Raw genomic sequence first — 18,374 nt, 5'->3', positions numbered from 1 at the left:
TTGGATTGAGGTAGCAACAGTACTATTTCATTATTTTTTGTAATTCTAAATTTAATTTCAAAACGTTCACACGATCCTCTCCAAATAATCCTAATGTAGCACCTTCTGTTTGAGACTTAATCATTTGATTTAGTTTTTCTTTCGGAATATTCGTTAATTTTGAAATACGATCAACTTGTACGTAAGCTGCCTTTGGACTAATATCAGGATCTAATCCAGAACCTGAATTCGTCACTAAATCCATCGGTACTTCCGTAACTGAAACAGTCGGATTTTTATCCTTCCAATCCGCTACACTTTCTTCTACACGTTTTACTAAATCAGGATTAGATGGTGCATAGTTATTTGATCCTGACGCTTCTGCTTTATATTCTATACTAGAGACGCGTCCATGAAAATAACGTGGGTCTTTAAAGTTTTGGCCGATTAACTTTGAGCCAATTACTTCATTTTTTTCATTATATATAAGACTTCCATCCGCATTATCCTTCATCACTGCTTGCGCAATTCCAGTTACAAGCAGCGGGTATAAAAGCCCACAAAGAACAAGAAATGTAAAGGTAACACGAATGACTGGTGAAAGTATATTTTGTTTTTTAGCCATTTTCTTTTCCCCTCTTCCTTATATGAACAATCCTACAATTAGATCAATTACCTTAATCCCAATGAAAGGAACAATGACTCCTCCAAGTCCGTAAATTAATAGGTTTCGACCAAGCAATGCATTGGAACTCATCGGTTTATATGCAATCCCCTTCATTGCTAATGGAATGAGTAATGGAATGATAATCGCATTAAATATTAATGCTGATAAAATAGCTGAAAGTGGCGAAGTTAATTTCATTATGTTCAGTGCTTCCATTTGCGGAATTGCTAATGTAAACATCGCTGGAATAATCGCAAAGTATTTTGCTATATCATTCGCGATACTGAACGTTGTTAACGCACCACGCGTCATTAACAGCTGTTTACCAATACCTACAACCTCAATAATTTTTGTTGGATTGGAATCTAGATCAATCATATTAGCCGCTTCTTTCGCAGCTGTTGTTCCACTATTCATCGCTAACCCAACATCCGCTTGTGCTAATGCTGGTGCGTCATTCGTACCATCACCAGTCATTGCCACAAGTTTTCCTTTATCTTGTTCTGCTTTAATAACTGCAATTTTATCTTCTGGCTTACATTCTGCAACAAATTCATCTACACCTGCTTCTTTCGCAATTGTTGCTGCTGTTAATGGGTTATCCCCTGTACACATGACCGTTTTGATTCCCATTTGGCGAAGTTGTTCAAAACGTTCACGCATACCAGGTTTTACAGTATCCTTTAAATAGATTAAGCCATAAATACGATCATCCACTGCAACTACAAGTGGTGTCCCACCTTCTTTTGAAATTAAATCTGCCTTTTGATTCACATCTTTTGGAATCGTACCACCTTGCGCTTGTACCCACTCAATAACAGCACCAACTGCACCTTTTCTTACCTTTGTACCATCAAGTAAGTCTACACCACTCATCCTTGTTTCTGCTTTAAACGGAACAAACTCTCCTTGCTCAGCAAGCTCACTGTTATATGATAAAGCTTTTGATTTTACATATTCAATTACAGAACGACCTTCTGGTGTTTCATCTAAAACTGATCCTAATGCAGCCCATTTTGCTAATTGTTCAATTGTTTCGTTTCCTACAGGAAGTAATGTATGTGCCATCCGGTTTCCAAAAGTAATAGTACCCGTTTTATCTAAAATAATTGTATTAATATCACCCGCAGCCTCTACAGCTTTACCTGACATTGCTAATACATTAAATTTCGTAACACGGTCCATTCCTGCAATCCCAATCGCGGATAATAATCCTCCAATTGTTGTTGGAATTAAACAAACAAGAAGTGCAACAAGTACGGCTGTATCAATCTTAAACCCTAAATAATTTGTAAAAATCGGTAGTGTTACAACTACAATTAAGAAAATAAGAGTTAAACTTGTCAGTACTGTATTCAGAGCAATCTCATTTGGTGTTTTTTGACGGGCAGCCCCTTCTACTAAAGAGATCATTTTATCTATAAATGACTCACCTGGATTGCTTGTAATCGAAATTGTAATCTCATCACTAACAACCATTGTACCGCCTGTTACCGAACAAAAATCACCACCTGCTTCTTTAATAACAGGAGCAGATTCACCTGTAATTGCTGATTCATCCACCGATGCCAAACCTTTAATGACTTCACCATCACTTGGAATCATTTCCCCTTGCTTTACAATTACAATGTCACCTTTTCTCAGCTCAGTCGCTGAAACTTGAACGATTTTCCCATTCTCTTTTATGACATTTGCAAATACATCTTTCTTCGATTGTTTCAAAGAATCTGCTTGCGCTTTCCCACGCCCTTCAGCTAATGCTTCTGCAAAATTCGCAAATAACACTGTAAATAATAGAATGAGAGAAACTGTTATATTAAACCAACCTGGTATACTACTAGATATATTAGGAAGAAACGATAAAATAAAAGTGATAATAAATCCAATTTCTACTACGAACATAATTGGATTTTTCACCATTACTTTTGGATTCAGTTTTGCAACTGATTGTTTCATCGCATGTGTAACAATATCACGATCCATTGTTTTCGCTTGTCTAACTTCACTTTCTACAGCATGTATTGACGATGGAATCGATTGATTTGCTTGTTTTTCTTTTACCACTACTGGTTTCATCATTTACCCTCCATTACTTCAATGTAAGAAATTCTGCAATTGGTCCTAGCACTAACATTGGGAAGAACGTTAATGCACCAACAATTACAATTGTTCCAATGAAAATGCCCCCAAATAAACTATTATCTGTGCGGAACGTTCCTACTGTTTCTGGCACTACCGTCTTCTCTTTCAATGAAGCTGCAACAGCTAACATCGTAATTAAACTGAAATAACGTCCTAAAAACATTACTAAACCAGTTGTAATATTCCAAAATGGTGTATTATCTCCTAGTCCCTCAAATCCAGATCCATTGTTGGCAGCAGAAGATGTATACTCATATACAACTTGCGTTAAACCATGAAAACCTGAATGAGAAATCGCATCCGTCCCTAAATGAGTTGAAAGGGCCAATGCTGAAAATCCTAAAATAAGCAATGGATGAAATAATATTGTTACCGCAATTAATTTCATTTCTTTTCCTTCAATTTTCTTACCTAAAAATTCTGGTGTCCGTCCAACCATTAATCCAGATATAAAGACTGCAATAATTGCGTACATAATGATATTGACAAAACCTGCTCCAACACCACCAAACACTGTATTTAACATCATGTTTACAAGTGGTACCAATCCACCAATTGGTGTTAACGTATCATGCATTGTATCAACTGCACCTGTTTCGGCTGCTGTTGTTACTGTCGCATACAGTGAAGAAAAGACTGTTCCAAATCGTACTTCTTTTCCTTCTGTACTGCCTTGCACATGTTCCATACCCATTTGATTTAATACTGGATTCCCATGTAATTCAGATGAAACAATCGTTACAAACCCAATTAAAAATACCATAAATAGGGAAACGAAAAGGATACGCCCTTGTTTCTTATTGCCAACCATTCGTCCATACGTAAACGGTAAAGCTGTTGGCAGTAACATCATGAGCATCATTTGTAAGATGTTACTGATTTGTCCTGGATTCTCAAATGGATGTGTGGAGTTTGCTCCGAAGAATCCGCCACCATTGTTACCAAGTTCCTTAATTGAAACAAATGAAGCTACAGGACCACGCAAAATACTTTGTTTCACACCTTCAATTGTTTGTGCTGTAACTGCTCCATCTAAAGTTTGCGGTACACCAAGCGCAACAAAAATCAGTGCTGCAACAAATGCAATGGGAAGAAAGACCCTTGTTAAAGCTCGAGTAAAATCAACGAAAAAGTTCCCCAGTTCCTTGCCTGCTAATCCTCTTATAAAAGCCATAACAAGTGCTAATGTCGTTGCCGGTGCAGCAAACATTAAAAATGTGATCCCAATTAATTGTGATAAATAAGATAATCCGTTTTCGCCGCTATAATGCTGTAAGTTTGTATCCGCCATAAAGCTGATTGCTGTATTAAAAGCAAGCGTTGGCTCCATCCCTTCAATATGAGCCGGATTTAATGGAAGCACGCCTTGTAAGCGAAAGATGAAGTATACAACAACGATCATGAAACCATTGAGTGCAACTAGCGATAAAGCGTATTGTTTCCAACTCTGGTTATACGCTTTAACACCTGCAATTTTGAAAATAATCTTTTCAAAAGGCCCAAATACTTTTTCTAATCTGCTATTTCCTTGAAAGGCTTTCTCTAAATAAGTACCCGTTGGCTTTGCGACAAGAATGAATAACAACATTGTGATTACAACTGCGACCCAAATCATAATAAATGCTTCCCCCTAGTTAAAACTTTTCTGGATTTAATAACGCATAAACTAAATACACCGTAATTGCTGCAACAATAACCGATAAGGCAATCATCATGATTGCTTCCCTTCTTTCACAACTTTATCTGACCAGCTCGCTAGCCCTATCATAGATGCTACCAATACAACACAGATTCCGATCATCACAACATCAAGCATTATAATCCCTCACTTTAAAATGTTAAATTTTACCATATACCCATCAAAAAAAGAACACTGAGGCTCTACTCAGTGTTCAAAAATGAACAACACAAAAGTAAACCTCCTCTCCAAACGCTTACGAGGTTAGCTGTCGGATTCGGGCCTAAAGAGTAGCCCTACTTTCGTAATGAAAGATTCACCCCAAGTGACAATGCACAAAATTGGTTCCCCCGCTCCATTTCTGGACTCAGCGATATCAGGTTGTTTTTGGAAATATTTATGAACAATTTATGAATGTAAATATACTCCTCTATATTTAACTTGTAAAGAGTAAAATTACCTAAAATAAGAAAATATTTCATCATTTAAACGCTTACATTGATTAAGATTAATATTTTATCATCTGTTTCCTTGTCTTTTCTTTCTTTTTCATCAAAATCGATTTTTAATATGAAATAAAAAAAGAGAATGAATTTGAGTACCGTTTTAATAGTACCTTGAATTCATTCCCTTTTTGCATTATAAAAATGAACGCAAGTTTCTCCCACGAATGTAGACTCGTGTTAGTTCCACATGCAACATTTCATACGCAATAATATCCGTTTCTAAATACAAACTCTCTTCTGATGGCAATATCATATATGGTTTTGGAAACATAGAATCCATTGCTAATTCTTGAACTCGCTCTACTGATACTGCCCAACGATGCGCTATATCCTCGCGTAATAACACCTTCATCATCACTTCCCCCGCCCTATTCAAAAAATAAAAAAGAAATGTTATCACAATTTGTAAACACTACAAATGTAGCTCCAATTGTTTGATAGAGCCTTACTGGATATCTTTTATTTCTTGTGACAACTGTAATAGGTGCTTGAAAAGAAAATCGAATACGCTCGGTAAAAAAGCTAACTGTTGGAAGCTCATCTCCTAGCAGGATTACTTTTTTAATCCTCTTGCAAATATTAGTTAAATTCTGCTCACCATTGCAACAATAAGTTGATTCAAATCCACATGCTCGCACTTCAGCCGCTACATGTTCAGTTGCGGTAAAAATAATCATATCTTGTTGAAAAGGCACTAATTCTCGTAAACTGTTTACTTTTTCCTCTTCCCCTACACAAATGAGCGTTACCTCTTTTTCCCCATCCATGTACATCATCCTCCTTAGCATAAAAGAATTCAAATATAGATTGATATTCTCCTATACTAGTCAGACCGATGAAGTGATGTATCCATCCATGCACCATCCTCTCTCAAGACGCTTACGAAGTTAGCTGTCGGATTCGGACTTTGAGAGTAGCCCTACTTTCATCATGAAAGATTCACCCCTAGTGACCATGCACAATTTGGTTCCTCCGCTCCAAATGAATCGGACTCAGCGTTACAAAAAACAGATTCTGGCTGATATAATACTCCTAAACATGGAAAAAGTAAACAATAAAAAAAGCCATTTATAAAACTGGCTTCCCCATCAAAACTTGAATATTTATGCACGAGTTTCTTGACGTTTGCCCCGCATTAACAGGCAGTAAGATCCCCAAAAATGCAGCGAAAGCAAAAGCTACTAGATGGGAAATCAACTGCCTGTAAAAGCCCGATTGGTGAAGGCTAATAATCAGTGGGGGATGAAGCTCCCCACTGATTAAAGTTTCACTTTATATGCAAAATGGTTCGTTGGCCCATGACCACTTCCAATATTCAATTGCTGTTCAATTGCTATGCTAATAAACTTTTTCGCTTCTCGAACCGCTTCTTCGATTGGATACCCATTTGCAAGTCCTGCCGTTACAGCAGATGCAAATGTACAACCGCTACCATGCGTTTGTTTTGAATCAATTCTTTCACTTCTATACTCAATAAATTGTTCACCATCAAATAAGAAATCAATAACTTCATTTCCTTGATAATCCGCATGTCCACCTTTCATAAGAACGTACTTGGCTCCTAATCTATGCAACTCTTTTGCAGCTTCTTTACTATCTTGGATGTTATGAATCTCCATCCCTGTTAATACTTCTGCTTCCGGTACATTCGGAGTCACAACAGTTGCAATTGGTAATAAATGTTCTTTCAATGCTTGCACTGCTTCTTTCTGTAATAACGATGCACCACCTTTTGCAATCATAACAGGATCTAGTACAATATTATTCCAGCCAAACTTTTTAATATTTTCTGCAACGACCTTAATAATTTCACTACTAAATAGCATGCCGAGCTTAACAGCATCTGGTGTTAAATCAGCACTAATTGAATTTAATTGCTCCTGAATCCCTTCAAGGGTAACAGGATATACTCCTTGCACACCAAGTGTGTTTTGAGCTGTAATAGCTGTAATAGCTGTCATTCCATATACACCAAGCTCTTGAAATGTTTTTAAATCTGCTTGAATACCTGCACCACCGCCGCTATCTGATCCAGCAATTGTTAAAGCTTTATTCACTTTCATCTCACTCATCCTTTTCTATCCAAAATAGCGATGATAAATCGTTTTTGCTTCCACTATATCTTTTGTTCCATGCACAAGTACGCGTCCATCTTGAAAGGCAACTAGTCGCTTTCCTTCAACTGAAAATGATAATAAATAGGGATTTACCATTAAATCTGCTACGCGATCGCGCAGCAGCTCTTTATATCGTTTAAAATCTAATTGTTCTTTATAAGGAGGTCTGATTTGAACTGTATTTCTTCCACATAAAACTGCAGTTTTCGATGTATTCTCTTTACTTAAATATGGGTAGAGTGCTTCCCCACCACATGATGGACAATTCGGCTTTCGAAGCTTTTGCACATTCATACATGAATATTCGTTTTTCCATACATCAAACGACACAAGTCCATCACGAAGTGCTTCATAATCCTCTACTAAAATTTTAATCGTTTCCGTTACTTGATGAGAAACAACGAGAGATACAGCAGATGAAATAATACCTGCTGTATCACATGTTGCTCCGCCAAGCGGAATAGATTGTAATAAACAAGATAAACATGGCGTTTTTCCTGGTAAAATCGTATAAGAAAGGCCGTAACTTCCTACACACGCCCCATAAACCCACGGAATTGAATGTTTTTGTGATATATCATTAACGATAAAACGTGTTTCAAAGTTATCAGTCGCATCAATCATTACATCGACATTTGTAACAAGCTGTTCTAATTCCTCTGCTGTCACATCTTGAACATATGCTTCTACAATTACATTGCTATTAATCGCTTGCAAACGTCTTTGTGCTGCTACAGCCTTCGGAAGATTACTTTCTACATCCTCCTCACAATATAGCTGCTGACGTTGTAAATTGCTCCAATCAATATAATCGCGATCCACAATCGTCACATGGCCGACGCCAGCTCTTACAAGCATCTCTGCATTCGCGCTACCAAGTGCCCCAGCACCAATGATTAACACATGCTTTCCGCCTATTTTTCGCTGCCCTTTTTCACCAATTGGAGAAAATAACTCTTGGCGAGAATATCGATTATTCAACTACGCTCATTCCTTCTAACGGGCTACTTGCTGTCGCGCAACGCTTACGTGCAATACGTCCTGCTTCAAATCCTAAACGTCCTGCATGAATACCTAATTTCATTGCTTCTGCCATTTTAATAGGATCCTTCGCTCCAGATACAGCTGTATTTAATAGCACACCATCCGCTCCTAATTCCATCGCAAATGCTGCATCAGCTGGACTACCAACACCTGCATCCACAATTACCGGTACTTTTGCTTGTTCAATAATAAAGCTTAAGTTTAATGGATTTACAATTCCAAGTCCTGAGCCAATTGGTGATGCACCAGGCATAATCGCATGAACACCAAGTTCCTGTAATTTACGTGCTAATACAACATCATCAGATGTATAAGGAAGAACAATAAATCCTTCTTCTAACAACATTTCAGAGGCTTTTAAAGTCTCCACTGGATCAGGTAATAACGTTCTGTCATCACCAATAACCTCTACTTTTACCATGTCACAAAGCCCTGAAGCTTTTGCTAATTTCGCAATACGAACTGCTTCTTCAGCATTTTTTGCCCCTGCTGTATTTGGGAGTAATGTATATTTTTTCACATCAATTTTTTCTAATAAATTGGGTTGGTCTACATCAAATATATCCATACGACGTACTGCAAATGTTAAAATTTCTGCCTCTGATACTTCAATTGCTTTTCTTTGTACATCAAAATCAGAAAATTTCCCTGTTCCTAATAAAAGTCTAGAATGAAATGTAAATGGTCCAATGTTCAACATAATCAACCGCCTCCTACGAAAGTTACAATCTCAATTTGGTCTCCATCAAAAACAGATATATCTCGATGGTCTTCTTTTTGCAAAATATCTTGGTTACGTTCCACCACAACAATTTTTGTATCCAATCCTAAATGTGTAAGCAATTCTGCTACTGTCTTAACACTCCCAGGTACCTCTACTTGCTTACCATTAATTTTCAAATTCAAACTTCCATCCCCTTTCTATATAAACCTTTCTTGTTAGGTGGGAGAGAGCATCCGACCATGCATAGAAGCGGTCAGATCCTTTTCCTGCCCCATGCCAAGTAAAAACAAAGAAAAAAAACGAGTGTAGTTCAGCTTTTATTCTTTGTCACATTGACTTACATGTTAAAAAATCAAAATACATTTATATAAAGTGAAACTTTAATCAACATGTGTTCTCTTTATCCCCATCAATCAGGCGTTTACTGCTAGTTCATGCAGGATAAATTGATTTAGAAACCAATGAATCTAGCAAATAATTCCCTTGCTTTCCTTCTATTAAATCTGCCATATATTGACCAGAAACGGGACTTAATAAAATACCGTTTCTGTAATGACCGGTACAAGCATATAATCCTTTTATTTCCTCGTGTGCCCCCATATAAGGAACCTCGTGATTAGATTGCGGGCGTAATCCCGCCCACGTACTTTCCCATTCAGCTTCTTTCAAAGCCGGCAAGATTGTATAAGCACGTTCTAATATCGAAGTAATACTTTCTGGTTGTACAGACTTAGTAAACGTGTGAGGCTTCATCGTTGCTCCAATTACATAGCGTCCACCACGTTTTGGCGCGATATAAAACCGCTCTTGGAAAATAGGAGATTGCAGCAATGGTTTACAGCTCTTTACGGCAACAACTTCTCCTTTTACAGGATATGTACCCCAATCACTATGAAAATGATGAAGTAGTTTTGTACTCCACGAACCACCAGCAATTACTACCTTTTCACATGTAATCATACCTTCATTCGTAACAATTCCTACTACTCGGTTGTCTTCTATTTTGATATCAAATACTTCTGTTTGTTCATATATATCAGCACCAGAAATGGCCGCAGAGTGTGCAAATGCCTTTGTAAGTTCCGGTGCAATAACATGACCATCTTTTGGATAATATACAGCCCCAATGATCGATGAAGAGAGGAATGGCTCTTTTTCATAAAGCTCATCTCCTGTCAGAAAATATGATTCTTCACCTGTTTTCTGTTGCCAGTCCATAATATCTAGTATTCTTGTCTTCTCATCTTCATTTTGGGCTATACGATATATACCTTTTTCTTCATATCCAATATCAATACCCGTTTTTTCACGTAAAACTGCTGCAAGTTGTGGAAATATTGCACGGCTTTTTCTAGCAAGCTCAAATAGTGGATCGTACGCATCCCACTCCGCCTGTACACCAAGTAAACCTGCCGCTGCTTTAGAAGCTTCAGACGCAATCCTTTGTTTCTCAACAATTGCAACTTGGTATCCTCTTTCAGCTAGAAAATGTGCAACTGAACTCCCAATCACACCGCCGCCAATAATGGCTACATCATACTTCTTACTCATGATTTTTCGCCCACTTTCTTATTGTCTCCTTGTACAACCTTGCCTGCTTATACGGATTACTATCACTTACAATCCCAGACATAACAGCAATACCACTCACGCCAGCTCTAAGAACCTCTCCTATATTTTTAGGTGTTATCCCTCCAATAGCTGTAATCGGTATCGTTAATCGCCTTGCTATATCTGAAATCTCTTCCAACCCTCTTGCCGGAACATTTTTCTTACAACTCGTTGGAAATACATGACCATAAACAAGTGAATCTGCTCCATTTTTGAACGCTACTATCGCTTCTTCTAAAGAATGCACAGAATAACCAACATGCAAATAAGAAAACTTTTCCTTTACAGACCTGACATCAGCACTTCGATATCCCAATTGTACGCGAGGAATATTTAATAGAATTGCAATATCGATTCGATCATTAATCACAAGCTTAGATGCCGGAAAGCCTCCTTTGAGGAGACCTTCCACACCTTCATATAACTCTTTCGTACTTTTCTCTCGCTCACGAATATGCAAATAATCAATCTCACTCTCAATTTTCATCGCTACATTCGCTAACTCTTCGAATGCCATCTGGCCATTTGAGATAACGTGGAGCTCATCTTTCATATTCACTCGCCTACTTTAAAATATTTTCGAATAATTCATTGGCAGGAACACTCTCTTTTGTCATGCCTTTTTCTTTCAACCATTTATTTTGTTTTTCCCATGACTCTTTCGTATCTGATAAAAATGGCTCATCTTTCGTTTCCATTTTCTCTAACAAAATTTTCATACTTTCTTTTTCAACTTCTGGAACAAGTGGGAAATTTTCCTTTTCTTGATGATTTAATAAAATATCCAGTGCTTCGTCTGGATTCTTTTTCATAAATTCATATCCTTTTTTCGCACCTCGTAAAAAGGCTTGCAACGCTTCTTTATCTTTTTTCAACGTTTTATCACCTGTTACAAAAACAAGTTCATGATAATTTGGTACACCATAGTCAGCTGGGTTGAAGTACGCTGGTTCATGGCCTTCATGACGCATAACAGGAACTTCATGGTTAATATAAGCACCTGTGACAGCATCTACTTTTTTCGTAATTAATGCTGGTACTAAATCAAATCCAACATCTACTACTTTTACAGTATCAGGATTACCACCAGCTTCTTTTACCATCGTTTTTAAATACGCTTCACTTAAAGGTGTTCCAGAATAACCAACTGTCTTTCCTTCTAAATCTTTTGGTGAATTGATTCCCGCTGATTTTAATGATACGACGTGATTTAATGGTGAACGGACCACAGCTCCGATTGATTTCACTGGAATTTGTTCATTCGCTTTTGCAATGACAACGTCTGGTTGATAATATAAACCAACTGTTACTTTCCCCGCTGCCGCTAATGTTACTGGATCGGTTGGATTAGAAGGGAATTTAATATTCACCTTTACTCCTTCTTCTTTAAAGTATCCTTTTTCAATCGCTGCATAGATAAAGCTATGCACCGCATTTGGATACCAGTCGAGCATAACTGTTACTTCTTTTTCAGCCTTTTTCTTTTCTGATGATGAATTGCTAGAACATCCTGCAATCATTGCAACTAATAATGTAAACACAAAGATGCGTTTGAATAATTTCATGAATGTTTCCTCCAACTAATGAATTTCTTTTCTAATATAGAAACAAATAATACAAATAAAATAGCTAGTAATGATAGAAGTACAATCGGCGCAAACACACCAGCTCCGTCTAACTGTGTCATCATTCGTTTACTAAAGTATCCTAAACCAGCTTGTGCGCCAAGCCACTCACCAATTGCTGCTCCAATGACACTAAGTGGAACAGCAATTTTTAAAGCAGAGAAAAAGTACGGAAGTGCAGATGGCAACTTTAACTTTAGAAAAATATCTTTTTTCGTTGCACCATATGTCACTAAAAGCTCCTCCCATTCCTTTTTCGTGCTGCGCAATCCATCATACGTATTTACCGCAATGGGGAAAAAGGTAATCAAAACTGTCACAACGACTTTGCTCCAAATTGAATAGCCAAACCATAAAACAAATAATGGTGCTAAAGCAGTAATTGGAATCGTTTGTGAAGCAACTAGTAACGGATAAAAAGCTCTTTCTATCCATTTACTCGCATTCATAGACATCGCCAGTCCAACACCAAGTACAATAGAAATAACTACGCCGATTAAGACTACATATAAGGTTGCTGGCAAATGAACTGTAAGTAATATGTCACGCAGTGCCCACATTTTAGCTAGAATTGCAGTAGGAGATGGCAAAATATACATCTCATCTACAATTCTAGCCCCCACTTCCCAAGCTATGAGTAGTATGCTACTTAAAATCAGTGCAGGTAGTAGCTCTGTCACACGTTTCATACGAGCACCTGCCTTTGCAGCATACCGAGTAACTCATCTTTTAGCCCTAGTATCTCAGGCTTATGCAAATCTTTTCTTGAGCGCTCCGTTCCAAGTGGTACAACACGCTCCGTTAAAGTTGTTATAGGCTGCTCTGTCACTATTAAAATCCGATTAGAAAGAAAAAGTGCTTCTTCTACATCGTGTGTAATAAATAAAATGGTTTTTTGCCACTGTTTCCATTGCTCAAACAACCATTCTTGCAACGTTGCTTTCGTTAATGCATCTAATGCGCTAAACGGCTCATCTAACAATAAAATGTCCCCGCCTGTTAATAAAGTTCGAATAAAGGACACTCGCTGCCGCATACCACCTGATAAATCTTTCGGATATTTGTTCTCGTATCCTTGTAAACCAAATTGTTCTAACAGGTCTTTTGCCTTTACATGTGCTTCTTTTTTCTTTATCCCCTGGCACTCTAACGGCAATGCCGCATTTTCAATAATTGTTCTCCACGGCAGGAGCATATCTTTTTGTGGCATATACCCTACAGGATGACTCGAGGTTTCTGTAAGTTGAATCGTTCCAGCCGTCGGTTCTTCTAATCCTGTAATTAAGCGAAATAATGTACTTTTGCCACAGCCACTCGGTCCAATGATGCTAACAAACTCTTTTTCCTGTACCGAGGCATCCAGACCCTTTATAATTGGCTTTTCATCATAATGAAAGGAAACATTATGAAATTGTAGTATGCTCTTGCTCCTCAAAACCCCACATCTCCTTACGATACGCCATATCCCAGAATAAATACTCAAAGCGGCTGGAATATAAGAAAATCTCTTCTAATTTGTCTAACTCTTGTTCAGACTTTCCTTCAGCTAGTTCATTTAATAAATCCATTAGCCAAATGCAAAGGTTTCCATACTCTTCTGAGCTATATCCTTGAATCCACTCCCCAAAGAACTCATGATCCCTTGCTCCTGGAATATCATTTAAACGCTTTCCAATTTCCCAGTAGCTCCACATACATGGAAGCAGAGCCGCAATTAACTCTGCAAGCGTACCATTTTGAGATACTGACATCATATAGTTTGTATACGCTAAATTTTTAGCAGATGGTTTTGCCTCTTCCATCTCTTGTACAGAAATACCAAGGCGTTTTGCATACTGTTTATGGATCGTCATTTCTCCATTTAAAATGCCGTCTATTTGTTCTGCAAATTTTGCCATAACTTGCGGATTAGTCGCTTTCACAACTCCAATTGCATATAATTTTGCATAATCTAGTAAATATAAATAATCTTGTATGATGTAATATTGGAATTTATCTTTTTCTAATGTACCGTCCCCCATCCCAGTTACAAATGGGTGATTATGACTTTTTTCCCAAACAGGCTGTACTGTCTCAAATAATCTCTCACAAAACTTCATTTATATTTCCCCTTCCTTTATATCAATTTATCCAAATAAAAAACCACTCCTCTATAAGAAGTGGTTACATCAAATAAAAATACATTTATTCGTTGCTCCACTTCCCTACGCTAGCATAATCTAGATCAGGTCAGTAAGGGTTAAGGATTATTCCTCTCTCAGCACATAAAGCACCCCTAGTGGTTTCTACTATAAAATTGTCAAATAAAAAAGCCCTGTTTCTTTACGCAAAGAAACAGGGACTTACTGTTAATGTCCGAATTGCTTCCCTACGCTAGCATAATCTAGATCAGGTAGTAAAGGATCAAAGACTCTCGGCCTTACTCTCAGCTGGCAACACCAACTCTCCTAGCACAATATGAAATTATCATAGTCAGTATAACACTGTCATCCATCATCAGCAACTGTTTTAACTTATTCCAATCCTATTTACGAGCCATGAATCCAATACAAAGTAAGAATTCTTTACATCAAAGTTCTACTTATATAAAATATGAAAAATAAATATATCCATTTTGATTTTTCAACATATAAGTCGCGGCTATGAAGAATAAAAGGTGACCTGTACTCATTTTCTCTTTTTGTTTAACTTGGTACGGGGTAGGAAAAGGATCTAACCGCTTCTATGCATGGTCGGATGCTCTCTCCCTCCTAAAAAGAAAGCTTTTCTGTCAGTTTTTCAATTTAGATTTATATATCTATTCAGAAAATATCAATTATCTTTAATCCATATTATAATGATTATTAATCTGTTATTCTTTTAATATATTTCGATTCCATTAAAAAATTGTTATTTTTCTCATTTCATATTACAGTTATATGAATAATGCACAAAATATTATATCTTTATACTATAATAGGGAATGTATTAACACATCTATGGGGGGCTAATATTAGATGAAACAGAAAGCTACAGCTTTAACGGCAACTACTGTCGCAGTCGCATCTCTACTTCCATCCATAACTCAAGTAGATACACGTACTATAGCAGCTCAAGAATTGCCTACACAAAACACTCAATATATAAAAACGAATCTAAAAATATTATATTCGAATAATAAAATAAAAACAAGGAATAATGCTAACTCCGTAAAAAATACAAATATTTCTACATCTACTAAACGGAAAAACAGTTATATTGTAAATGTTGGTGATCAAGTTCAGACTGGGGAATTGTTAGGACATATGGAAAATACAGGCCATTCATTTGGGCAGCACCTCCATTTTGAATTACATAATGGTGAATGGAATTTTGAAAAAACAAACGCAGTAAATCCACTGCAGTATTTAGTTCGGTAATATTATATGCCACGTAATATTGCCTTAATAATTGAGTATTTGGCTTTTCTCGGTTTAATTTGTTGTTTAGTAATTTACAATACTAACATTGTTTTTTTGAGTATCGTTATCTTATTTGTTACTATCGAATCTTTGATGGAAGCATTCAAAATCCGACTAAAGAAACACATTTCTCATATATATACTGCATTTGTTATTATCGGCGGTTTAATAACAAATATTATTTATAGTGGTTTTCACCTGGCTGCTATATTTCCTGTATTTTTTATAGGGGTACTACTCATTATTTCCCAATATATTTACATTCCTAATCACCGTAAGAAACAACAAGAAGCTTAGAATGGACGTATGTCTACTTCTCATTTACGACTAAATAAAAAAAGGTCTCACTTGAAGTGTGAGACCTTTTTTTATTTATACATTATAGAGAGTGAACAAGGGAAAGCACAAAACTTTTCTTTACCCACACGCATATCGTTCATAAATAAAACTTAAATTATATTTCTTCTCTAATCCCACTCGTTGTTCATCATCACACCAGTAAAATAAAATATCATGAATCGTTGCATAACGCTTATTCTTTAGAAATTGTTTGATAAATGACGGTAAACAATCATGTAATTGTATAAATATATAATTCCGCAAAAGTTCTTCCTTATGTTCAATTCCTTTACAAACATACATCAACTCTTCACAATAATATGCATGTTGCGGAACTTGAATCATTTCAAAAAATGGTACATATGATAATAGTTTTCCAATGAAATGCTCATATCGATTCATAAATTCAAACGACATGTGCTCCATCATTTCTTTCATTACATAAAGATAATCATCCACATGCGTGGTTTTTAATGGATTAAGGCGATCAGAAATTTGAGAAATTACAGCCCTTTGACATGCAACAACAGAACGACTTGGTCCATAATATGTTAAAAAATCCGTACACTTACGATATTTTTTTAATAAGTCATATATGTATAAGTCATAAACATATGTATTACAGTATATTGCTAAGTTCATCATCTCTTGATCTAATTGTTCTTTGGACAATAATTTTGCCTGTTTGCAAATATAAAAGAATGTAAGTTCCATTACTTCCTTATGAGATAATAGCTTCTCACATTTTTCAATACACTCTGTATTAAATTTAATTCTTTCCCATATCATTACATCATCATTTTCCAATTTACCAATTCGATATTTTACAATTAAGTAGTTCCAAGCCACAACTTGAGTTAAAATATCCCACGTTTCATATTCCATAGATGTATGTACAAATTCATCTAATCTTTGGTTCACCATAAATGTATACGCTTCCTTATACCAACTGATTTTCTGGCATAAACGAACAATACGAATTAAAGTTGGTATTTCATCCTTATGGAACTGTGGCAAGTCCTGCACCTTATTCATTCCATATAAAATAAACGGAGCCAAGTTTTCTTGTTTATAAAATTCTTTTTCTTTCCAAGCTAAAATTGTCCGTTCTTTTCCTTCGCCTTTTGGATGATTTGGTGCAAGTAAAGAAAATAAATCCGCAAAATTATTTGGTTCTACATAAACATCTGTAACCAAATTCCAATTTGGATTAATTTGTACATCCCTCATATCATTTCCCCTCCATTTCTATTTATATATAAAATCTTTGATAGCTTAGTAGATAAACATAATATTATAAATATTAATATATTCAAAATAAATTATAAAACTTATATTTATTATTATATCATTTTTTAACATAACAAAAATTAGTAATAGGAATTTTTAACCAAAATTTCAAATGAAATTAGCATATATTATTCTTCATATATACTTAGTTAAGCATCTTTACACCTTATATACATCTATGCCTAACATTTTGGATACGTTTTAATAACAATATAATTTTGTTTGCAGTATTAATAAAGTGAAACTTCCATCAGTAGGGATTTTCTTCATCCACCACTGATGGAAAGTCCTCACCAATCGGGCTTTTACAGGCAGTTATCCCTCACCTATCTTTCTTGCTTCTCTCTGAACCTTGAGGTGGGGGGCTTACTGCCCGTTAATGCGGAATAAAACGTATCCAATCTTACCTATTCTCTAGCACCTAAATACACTGTATTTTCTAGCCTGAAAATAATCTGCATCTATTCGTTATTCTGTATGCTCGGAAATCTCACTTAAAGCAAATCCAGCTTGATCATCAGCTTTCTCTGCTATTGCTAAATCACCTAGCGCTAACATCCCAACAAGCTCGCCATTCTCAACTACAGGTAGTCTTCTGATTTGATGCTGTGCCATTAACTCTGTAGCATTTTCAATAGGGTCATCAGGAGATACGGAAACAATTTCTGTTGTCATGACATTTGTAATTTTATTAGACCCAGGATGTTTCTCAGCAATTCCACGAACAACTAAATCACGATCTGTGACAAGACCAACCACTTGATTATTCTCTACAATTGGAATCATCCCAATGGCCTCTTCTTTCATTTTCACAGCAGCTTCATATACATTATCTAGCGGTGTACATTGCACAATATCGGTACTCATAAATTCTCTAACTGTTGTCATGTAGCTCTATTCCCTCCTTTTTATACATACTATAGTTTTTCCAAAATCCCTCTATTTATTTCATAATAAATAGAGGGATTTTGGATTGACGATATCGTATATTAGAAAAGAACGTAACTTCACATTATATTTTTCACAAGAAAAAAAGAGCCAGCTAATTGCTGACTCTTTTTTATGACCCGTACGGGATTCGAACCCGTGTTACCGCCGTGAAAGGGCGGTGTCTTAACCGCTTGACCAACGGGCCATGGCTCCGCAGGTAGGACTCGAACCTACGACCGATCGGTTAACAGCCGATAGCTCTACCACTGAGCTACTGCGGAA

Annotated in this window: 21 protein-coding genes, 2 tRNA genes and 4 riboswitches; of the genes, 2 read left to right on the top strand and 21 right to left on the bottom strand. The window is 36.5% G+C overall.

All coding sequences use genetic code 11. The features are described from left to right. Positions 1 to 22: 22 nt before the first annotated feature. From kdpC to tenA, 17 genes are all read right to left on the bottom strand, one after another. Positions 23 to 604 (bottom strand): K(+)-transporting ATPase subunit C, encoded by a 582-nt coding sequence (gene kdpC, locus JDS96_RS19835; protein WP_003195330.1) that lies wholly within the window; start codon positions 602 to 604, stop codon positions 23 to 25. 18 nt (positions 605 to 622) lie between these two features. Continuing rightward, on the bottom strand, positions 623 to 2,722 hold the full coding sequence (gene kdpB / locus JDS96_RS19830; protein WP_033797463.1) for a potassium-transporting ATPase subunit KdpB: 2,100 nt from the start codon (positions 2,720 to 2,722) through the stop codon (positions 623 to 625). A 13-nt stretch (positions 2,723 to 2,735) separates the two neighbouring features. Further along, a complete protein-coding gene (gene kdpA, locus JDS96_RS19825; protein ID WP_006093595.1) occupies positions 2,736 to 4,403 on the bottom strand; it encodes a potassium-transporting ATPase subunit KdpA in 1,668 nt (555 codons plus the stop codon). Between the two features lie 19 nt (positions 4,404 to 4,422). Beyond that, positions 4,423 to 4,503, bottom strand: coding sequence for a K(+)-transporting ATPase subunit F (gene kdpF / locus JDS96_RS19820; protein WP_000972378.1), 81 nt, complete (start codon positions 4,501 to 4,503; stop codon positions 4,423 to 4,425). After that, complete coding sequence (locus JDS96_RS19815) at positions 4,500 to 4,604, bottom strand: hypothetical protein (protein ID WP_016113183.1); 105 nt, start codon at positions 4,602 to 4,604, stop codon at positions 4,500 to 4,502. Before JDS96_RS19815 ends, kdpF begins: the two co-directional genes overlap by 4 nt. 101 nt (positions 4,605 to 4,705) lie before the next feature. Then, a riboswitch (cyclic di-AMP (ydaO/yuaA leader) is annotated at positions 4,706 to 4,849 on the bottom strand. Between the two features lie 256 nt (positions 4,850 to 5,105). After that, entirely contained in the window at positions 5,106 to 5,327 is a 222-nt protein-coding gene (locus JDS96_RS19810) for a hypothetical protein (protein WP_003195323.1), read from the bottom strand. A gap of 13 nt (positions 5,328 to 5,340) precedes the next feature. After that, a complete protein-coding gene (locus JDS96_RS19805; RefSeq protein ID WP_003195320.1) occupies positions 5,341 to 5,739 on the bottom strand; it encodes a hypothetical protein in 399 nt (132 codons plus the stop codon). A 93-nt stretch (positions 5,740 to 5,832) separates the two neighbouring features. Beyond that, a riboswitch (cyclic di-AMP (ydaO/yuaA leader) is annotated at positions 5,833 to 5,980 on the bottom strand. Positions 5,981 to 6,231: 251 nt separating this feature from the next. Next, a complete protein-coding gene (gene thiD, locus JDS96_RS19800) occupies positions 6,232 to 7,044 on the bottom strand; it encodes a bifunctional hydroxymethylpyrimidine kinase/phosphomethylpyrimidine kinase (protein WP_199667789.1) in 813 nt (270 codons plus the stop codon). 6 nt (positions 7,045 to 7,050) lie between these two features. Next, the gene (locus JDS96_RS19795) at positions 7,051 to 8,070 is read right to left on the bottom strand and encodes a thiazole biosynthesis adenylyltransferase ThiF (RefSeq protein WP_199667788.1); all 1,020 of its coding nucleotides are present in this window, start codon (positions 8,068 to 8,070) and stop codon (positions 7,051 to 7,053) included. Continuing rightward, positions 8,063 to 8,833 (bottom strand): thiazole synthase, encoded by a 771-nt coding sequence (locus tag JDS96_RS19790; protein WP_018766911.1) that lies wholly within the window; start codon positions 8,831 to 8,833, stop codon positions 8,063 to 8,065. Before JDS96_RS19790 ends, JDS96_RS19795 begins: the two co-directional genes overlap by 8 nt. Before the next feature lie 2 nt (positions 8,834 to 8,835). Next, the gene (gene thiS / locus JDS96_RS19785; RefSeq protein ID WP_006093590.1) at positions 8,836 to 9,039 is read right to left on the bottom strand and encodes a sulfur carrier protein ThiS; all 204 of its coding nucleotides are present in this window, start codon (positions 9,037 to 9,039) and stop codon (positions 8,836 to 8,838) included. A gap of 250 nt (positions 9,040 to 9,289) precedes the next feature. Next, complete coding sequence (thiO, locus tag JDS96_RS19780) at positions 9,290 to 10,408, bottom strand: glycine oxidase ThiO (RefSeq protein ID WP_018766912.1); 1,119 nt, start codon at positions 10,406 to 10,408, stop codon at positions 9,290 to 9,292. Continuing rightward, positions 10,401 to 11,021 (bottom strand): thiazole tautomerase TenI, encoded by a 621-nt coding sequence (gene tenI, locus JDS96_RS19775; protein ID WP_199667787.1) that lies wholly within the window; start codon positions 11,019 to 11,021, stop codon positions 10,401 to 10,403. The genes thiO and tenI overlap by 8 nt, the downstream gene beginning before the upstream one ends. Positions 11,022 to 11,031: 10 nt before the next feature. Further along, entirely contained in the window at positions 11,032 to 12,033 is a 1,002-nt protein-coding gene (locus JDS96_RS19770) for an ABC transporter substrate-binding protein (RefSeq protein ID WP_199667786.1), read from the bottom strand. Beyond that, complete coding sequence (locus tag JDS96_RS19765; RefSeq protein ID WP_018782383.1) at positions 12,030 to 12,782, bottom strand: ABC transporter permease; 753 nt, start codon at positions 12,780 to 12,782, stop codon at positions 12,030 to 12,032. Before JDS96_RS19765 ends, JDS96_RS19770 begins: the two co-directional genes overlap by 4 nt. Next, positions 12,779 to 13,528, bottom strand: coding sequence for an ABC transporter ATP-binding protein (locus JDS96_RS19760; protein WP_199667785.1), 750 nt, complete (start codon positions 13,526 to 13,528; stop codon positions 12,779 to 12,781). The genes JDS96_RS19765 and JDS96_RS19760 overlap by 4 nt, the downstream gene beginning before the upstream one ends. After that, the gene (gene tenA / locus JDS96_RS19755; RefSeq protein ID WP_003195302.1) at positions 13,497 to 14,192 is read right to left on the bottom strand and encodes a thiaminase II; all 696 of its coding nucleotides are present in this window, start codon (positions 14,190 to 14,192) and stop codon (positions 13,497 to 13,499) included. The genes JDS96_RS19760 and tenA overlap by 32 nt, the downstream gene beginning before the upstream one ends. Positions 14,193 to 14,277: 85 nt before the next feature. Continuing rightward, positions 14,278 to 14,380: riboswitch (TPP riboswitch) on the bottom strand. A 61-nt stretch (positions 14,381 to 14,441) separates the two neighbouring features. After that, a riboswitch (TPP riboswitch) is annotated at positions 14,442 to 14,552 on the bottom strand. 537 nt (positions 14,553 to 15,089) lie between these two features. On the opposite strand from tenA, the gene JDS96_RS32840 reads away from it, so the two are divergent. After that, positions 15,090 to 15,491: a M23 family metallopeptidase gene (locus tag JDS96_RS32840; protein ID WP_003205911.1), complete on the top strand. Its 402-nt coding sequence runs from the start codon at positions 15,090 to 15,092 to the stop codon at positions 15,489 to 15,491. 6 nt (positions 15,492 to 15,497) lie between these two features. Next, a complete protein-coding gene (locus tag JDS96_RS19745) occupies positions 15,498 to 15,830 on the top strand; it encodes a hypothetical protein (RefSeq protein WP_199667784.1) in 333 nt (110 codons plus the stop codon). 120 nt (positions 15,831 to 15,950) lie between these two features. Here JDS96_RS19745 and JDS96_RS19740 read toward each other — a convergent pair whose 3' ends face one another. From JDS96_RS19740 to JDS96_RS19725, 4 genes are all read right to left on the bottom strand, one after another. Then, a complete protein-coding gene (locus JDS96_RS19740) occupies positions 15,951 to 17,102 on the bottom strand; it encodes a DUF3965 domain-containing protein (RefSeq protein ID WP_199667783.1) in 1,152 nt (383 codons plus the stop codon). Positions 17,103 to 17,630: 528 nt separating this feature from the next. Beyond that, positions 17,631 to 18,050 carry a CBS domain-containing protein gene (locus JDS96_RS19735; RefSeq protein WP_006093581.1) on the bottom strand — a complete coding sequence of 140 codons (420 nt, stop codon included), beginning with the start codon at positions 18,048 to 18,050 and terminating at the stop codon, positions 17,631 to 17,633. Between the two features lie 175 nt (positions 18,051 to 18,225). After that, positions 18,226 to 18,297, bottom strand: a tRNA-Glu gene (locus JDS96_RS19730). Between the two features lies 1 nt (position 18,298). After that, a tRNA-Asn gene (locus JDS96_RS19725) sits at positions 18,299 to 18,373 on the bottom strand. Position 18,374 lies beyond the last annotated feature (1 nt).

Origin of the sequence: Bacillus cereus group sp. N21 (assembly GCF_016483395.1) — a bacterium.
In the GTDB taxonomy this organism is placed as follows: domain Bacteria; phylum Bacillota; class Bacilli; order Bacillales; family Bacillaceae_G; genus Bacillus_A; species Bacillus_A pseudomycoides.
Note: the sequence above shows the minus strand (reverse complement) of the source record. Positions and strands in the feature narration are given on the sequence as shown.

Coding starts and splice junctions, on each gene's coding strand:
- thiO (WP_018766912.1), bottom strand. CDS start 10,408: ATGAGTAAGAAGTATGATGTAGCCATTATTGGCGGCGGTGTGATTGGG.
- JDS96_RS19770 (WP_199667786.1), bottom strand. CDS start 12,033: ATGAAATTATTCAAACGCATCTTTGTGTTTACATTATTAGTTGCAATG.
- tenI (WP_199667787.1), bottom strand. CDS start 11,021: ATGAAAGATGAGCTCCACGTTATCTCAAATGGCCAGATGGCATTCGAA.
- kdpA (WP_006093595.1), bottom strand. CDS start 4,403: ATGATTTGGGTCGCAGTTGTAATCACAATGTTGTTATTCATTCTTGTC.
- JDS96_RS19745 (WP_199667784.1), top strand. CDS start 15,498: ATGCCACGTAATATTGCCTTAATAATTGAGTATTTGGCTTTTCTCGGT.
- JDS96_RS19765 (WP_018782383.1), bottom strand. CDS start 12,782: ATGAAACGTGTGACAGAGCTACTACCTGCACTGATTTTAAGTAGCATA.
- kdpB (WP_033797463.1), bottom strand. CDS start 2,722: ATGAAACCAGTAGTGGTAAAAGAAAAACAAGCAAATCAATCGATTCCA.
- JDS96_RS19735 (WP_006093581.1), bottom strand. CDS start 18,050: ATGACAACAGTTAGAGAATTTATGAGTACCGATATTGTGCAATGTACA.
- JDS96_RS19790 (WP_018766911.1), bottom strand. CDS start 8,833: ATGTTGAACATTGGACCATTTACATTTCATTCTAGACTTTTATTAGGA.
- JDS96_RS32840 (WP_003205911.1), top strand. CDS start 15,090: ATGAAACAGAAAGCTACAGCTTTAACGGCAACTACTGTCGCAGTCGCA.
- JDS96_RS19815 (WP_016113183.1), bottom strand. CDS start 4,604: ATGCTTGATGTTGTGATGATCGGAATCTGTGTTGTATTGGTAGCATCT.
- JDS96_RS19810 (WP_003195323.1), bottom strand. CDS start 5,327: ATGATGAAGGTGTTATTACGCGAGGATATAGCGCATCGTTGGGCAGTA.
- JDS96_RS19805 (WP_003195320.1), bottom strand. CDS start 5,739: ATGGATGGGGAAAAAGAGGTAACGCTCATTTGTGTAGGGGAAGAGGAA.
- kdpC (WP_003195330.1), bottom strand. CDS start 604: ATGGCTAAAAAACAAAATATACTTTCACCAGTCATTCGTGTTACCTTT.
- thiD (WP_199667789.1), bottom strand. CDS start 7,044: ATGAGTGAGATGAAAGTGAATAAAGCTTTAACAATTGCTGGATCAGAT.
- kdpF (WP_000972378.1), bottom strand. CDS start 4,503: ATGATGATTGCCTTATCGGTTATTGTTGCAGCAATTACGGTGTATTTA.
- tenA (WP_003195302.1), bottom strand. CDS start 14,192: ATGAAGTTTTGTGAGAGATTATTTGAGACAGTACAGCCTGTTTGGGAA.
- JDS96_RS19740 (WP_199667783.1), bottom strand. CDS start 17,102: ATGAGGGATGTACAAATTAATCCAAATTGGAATTTGGTTACAGATGTT.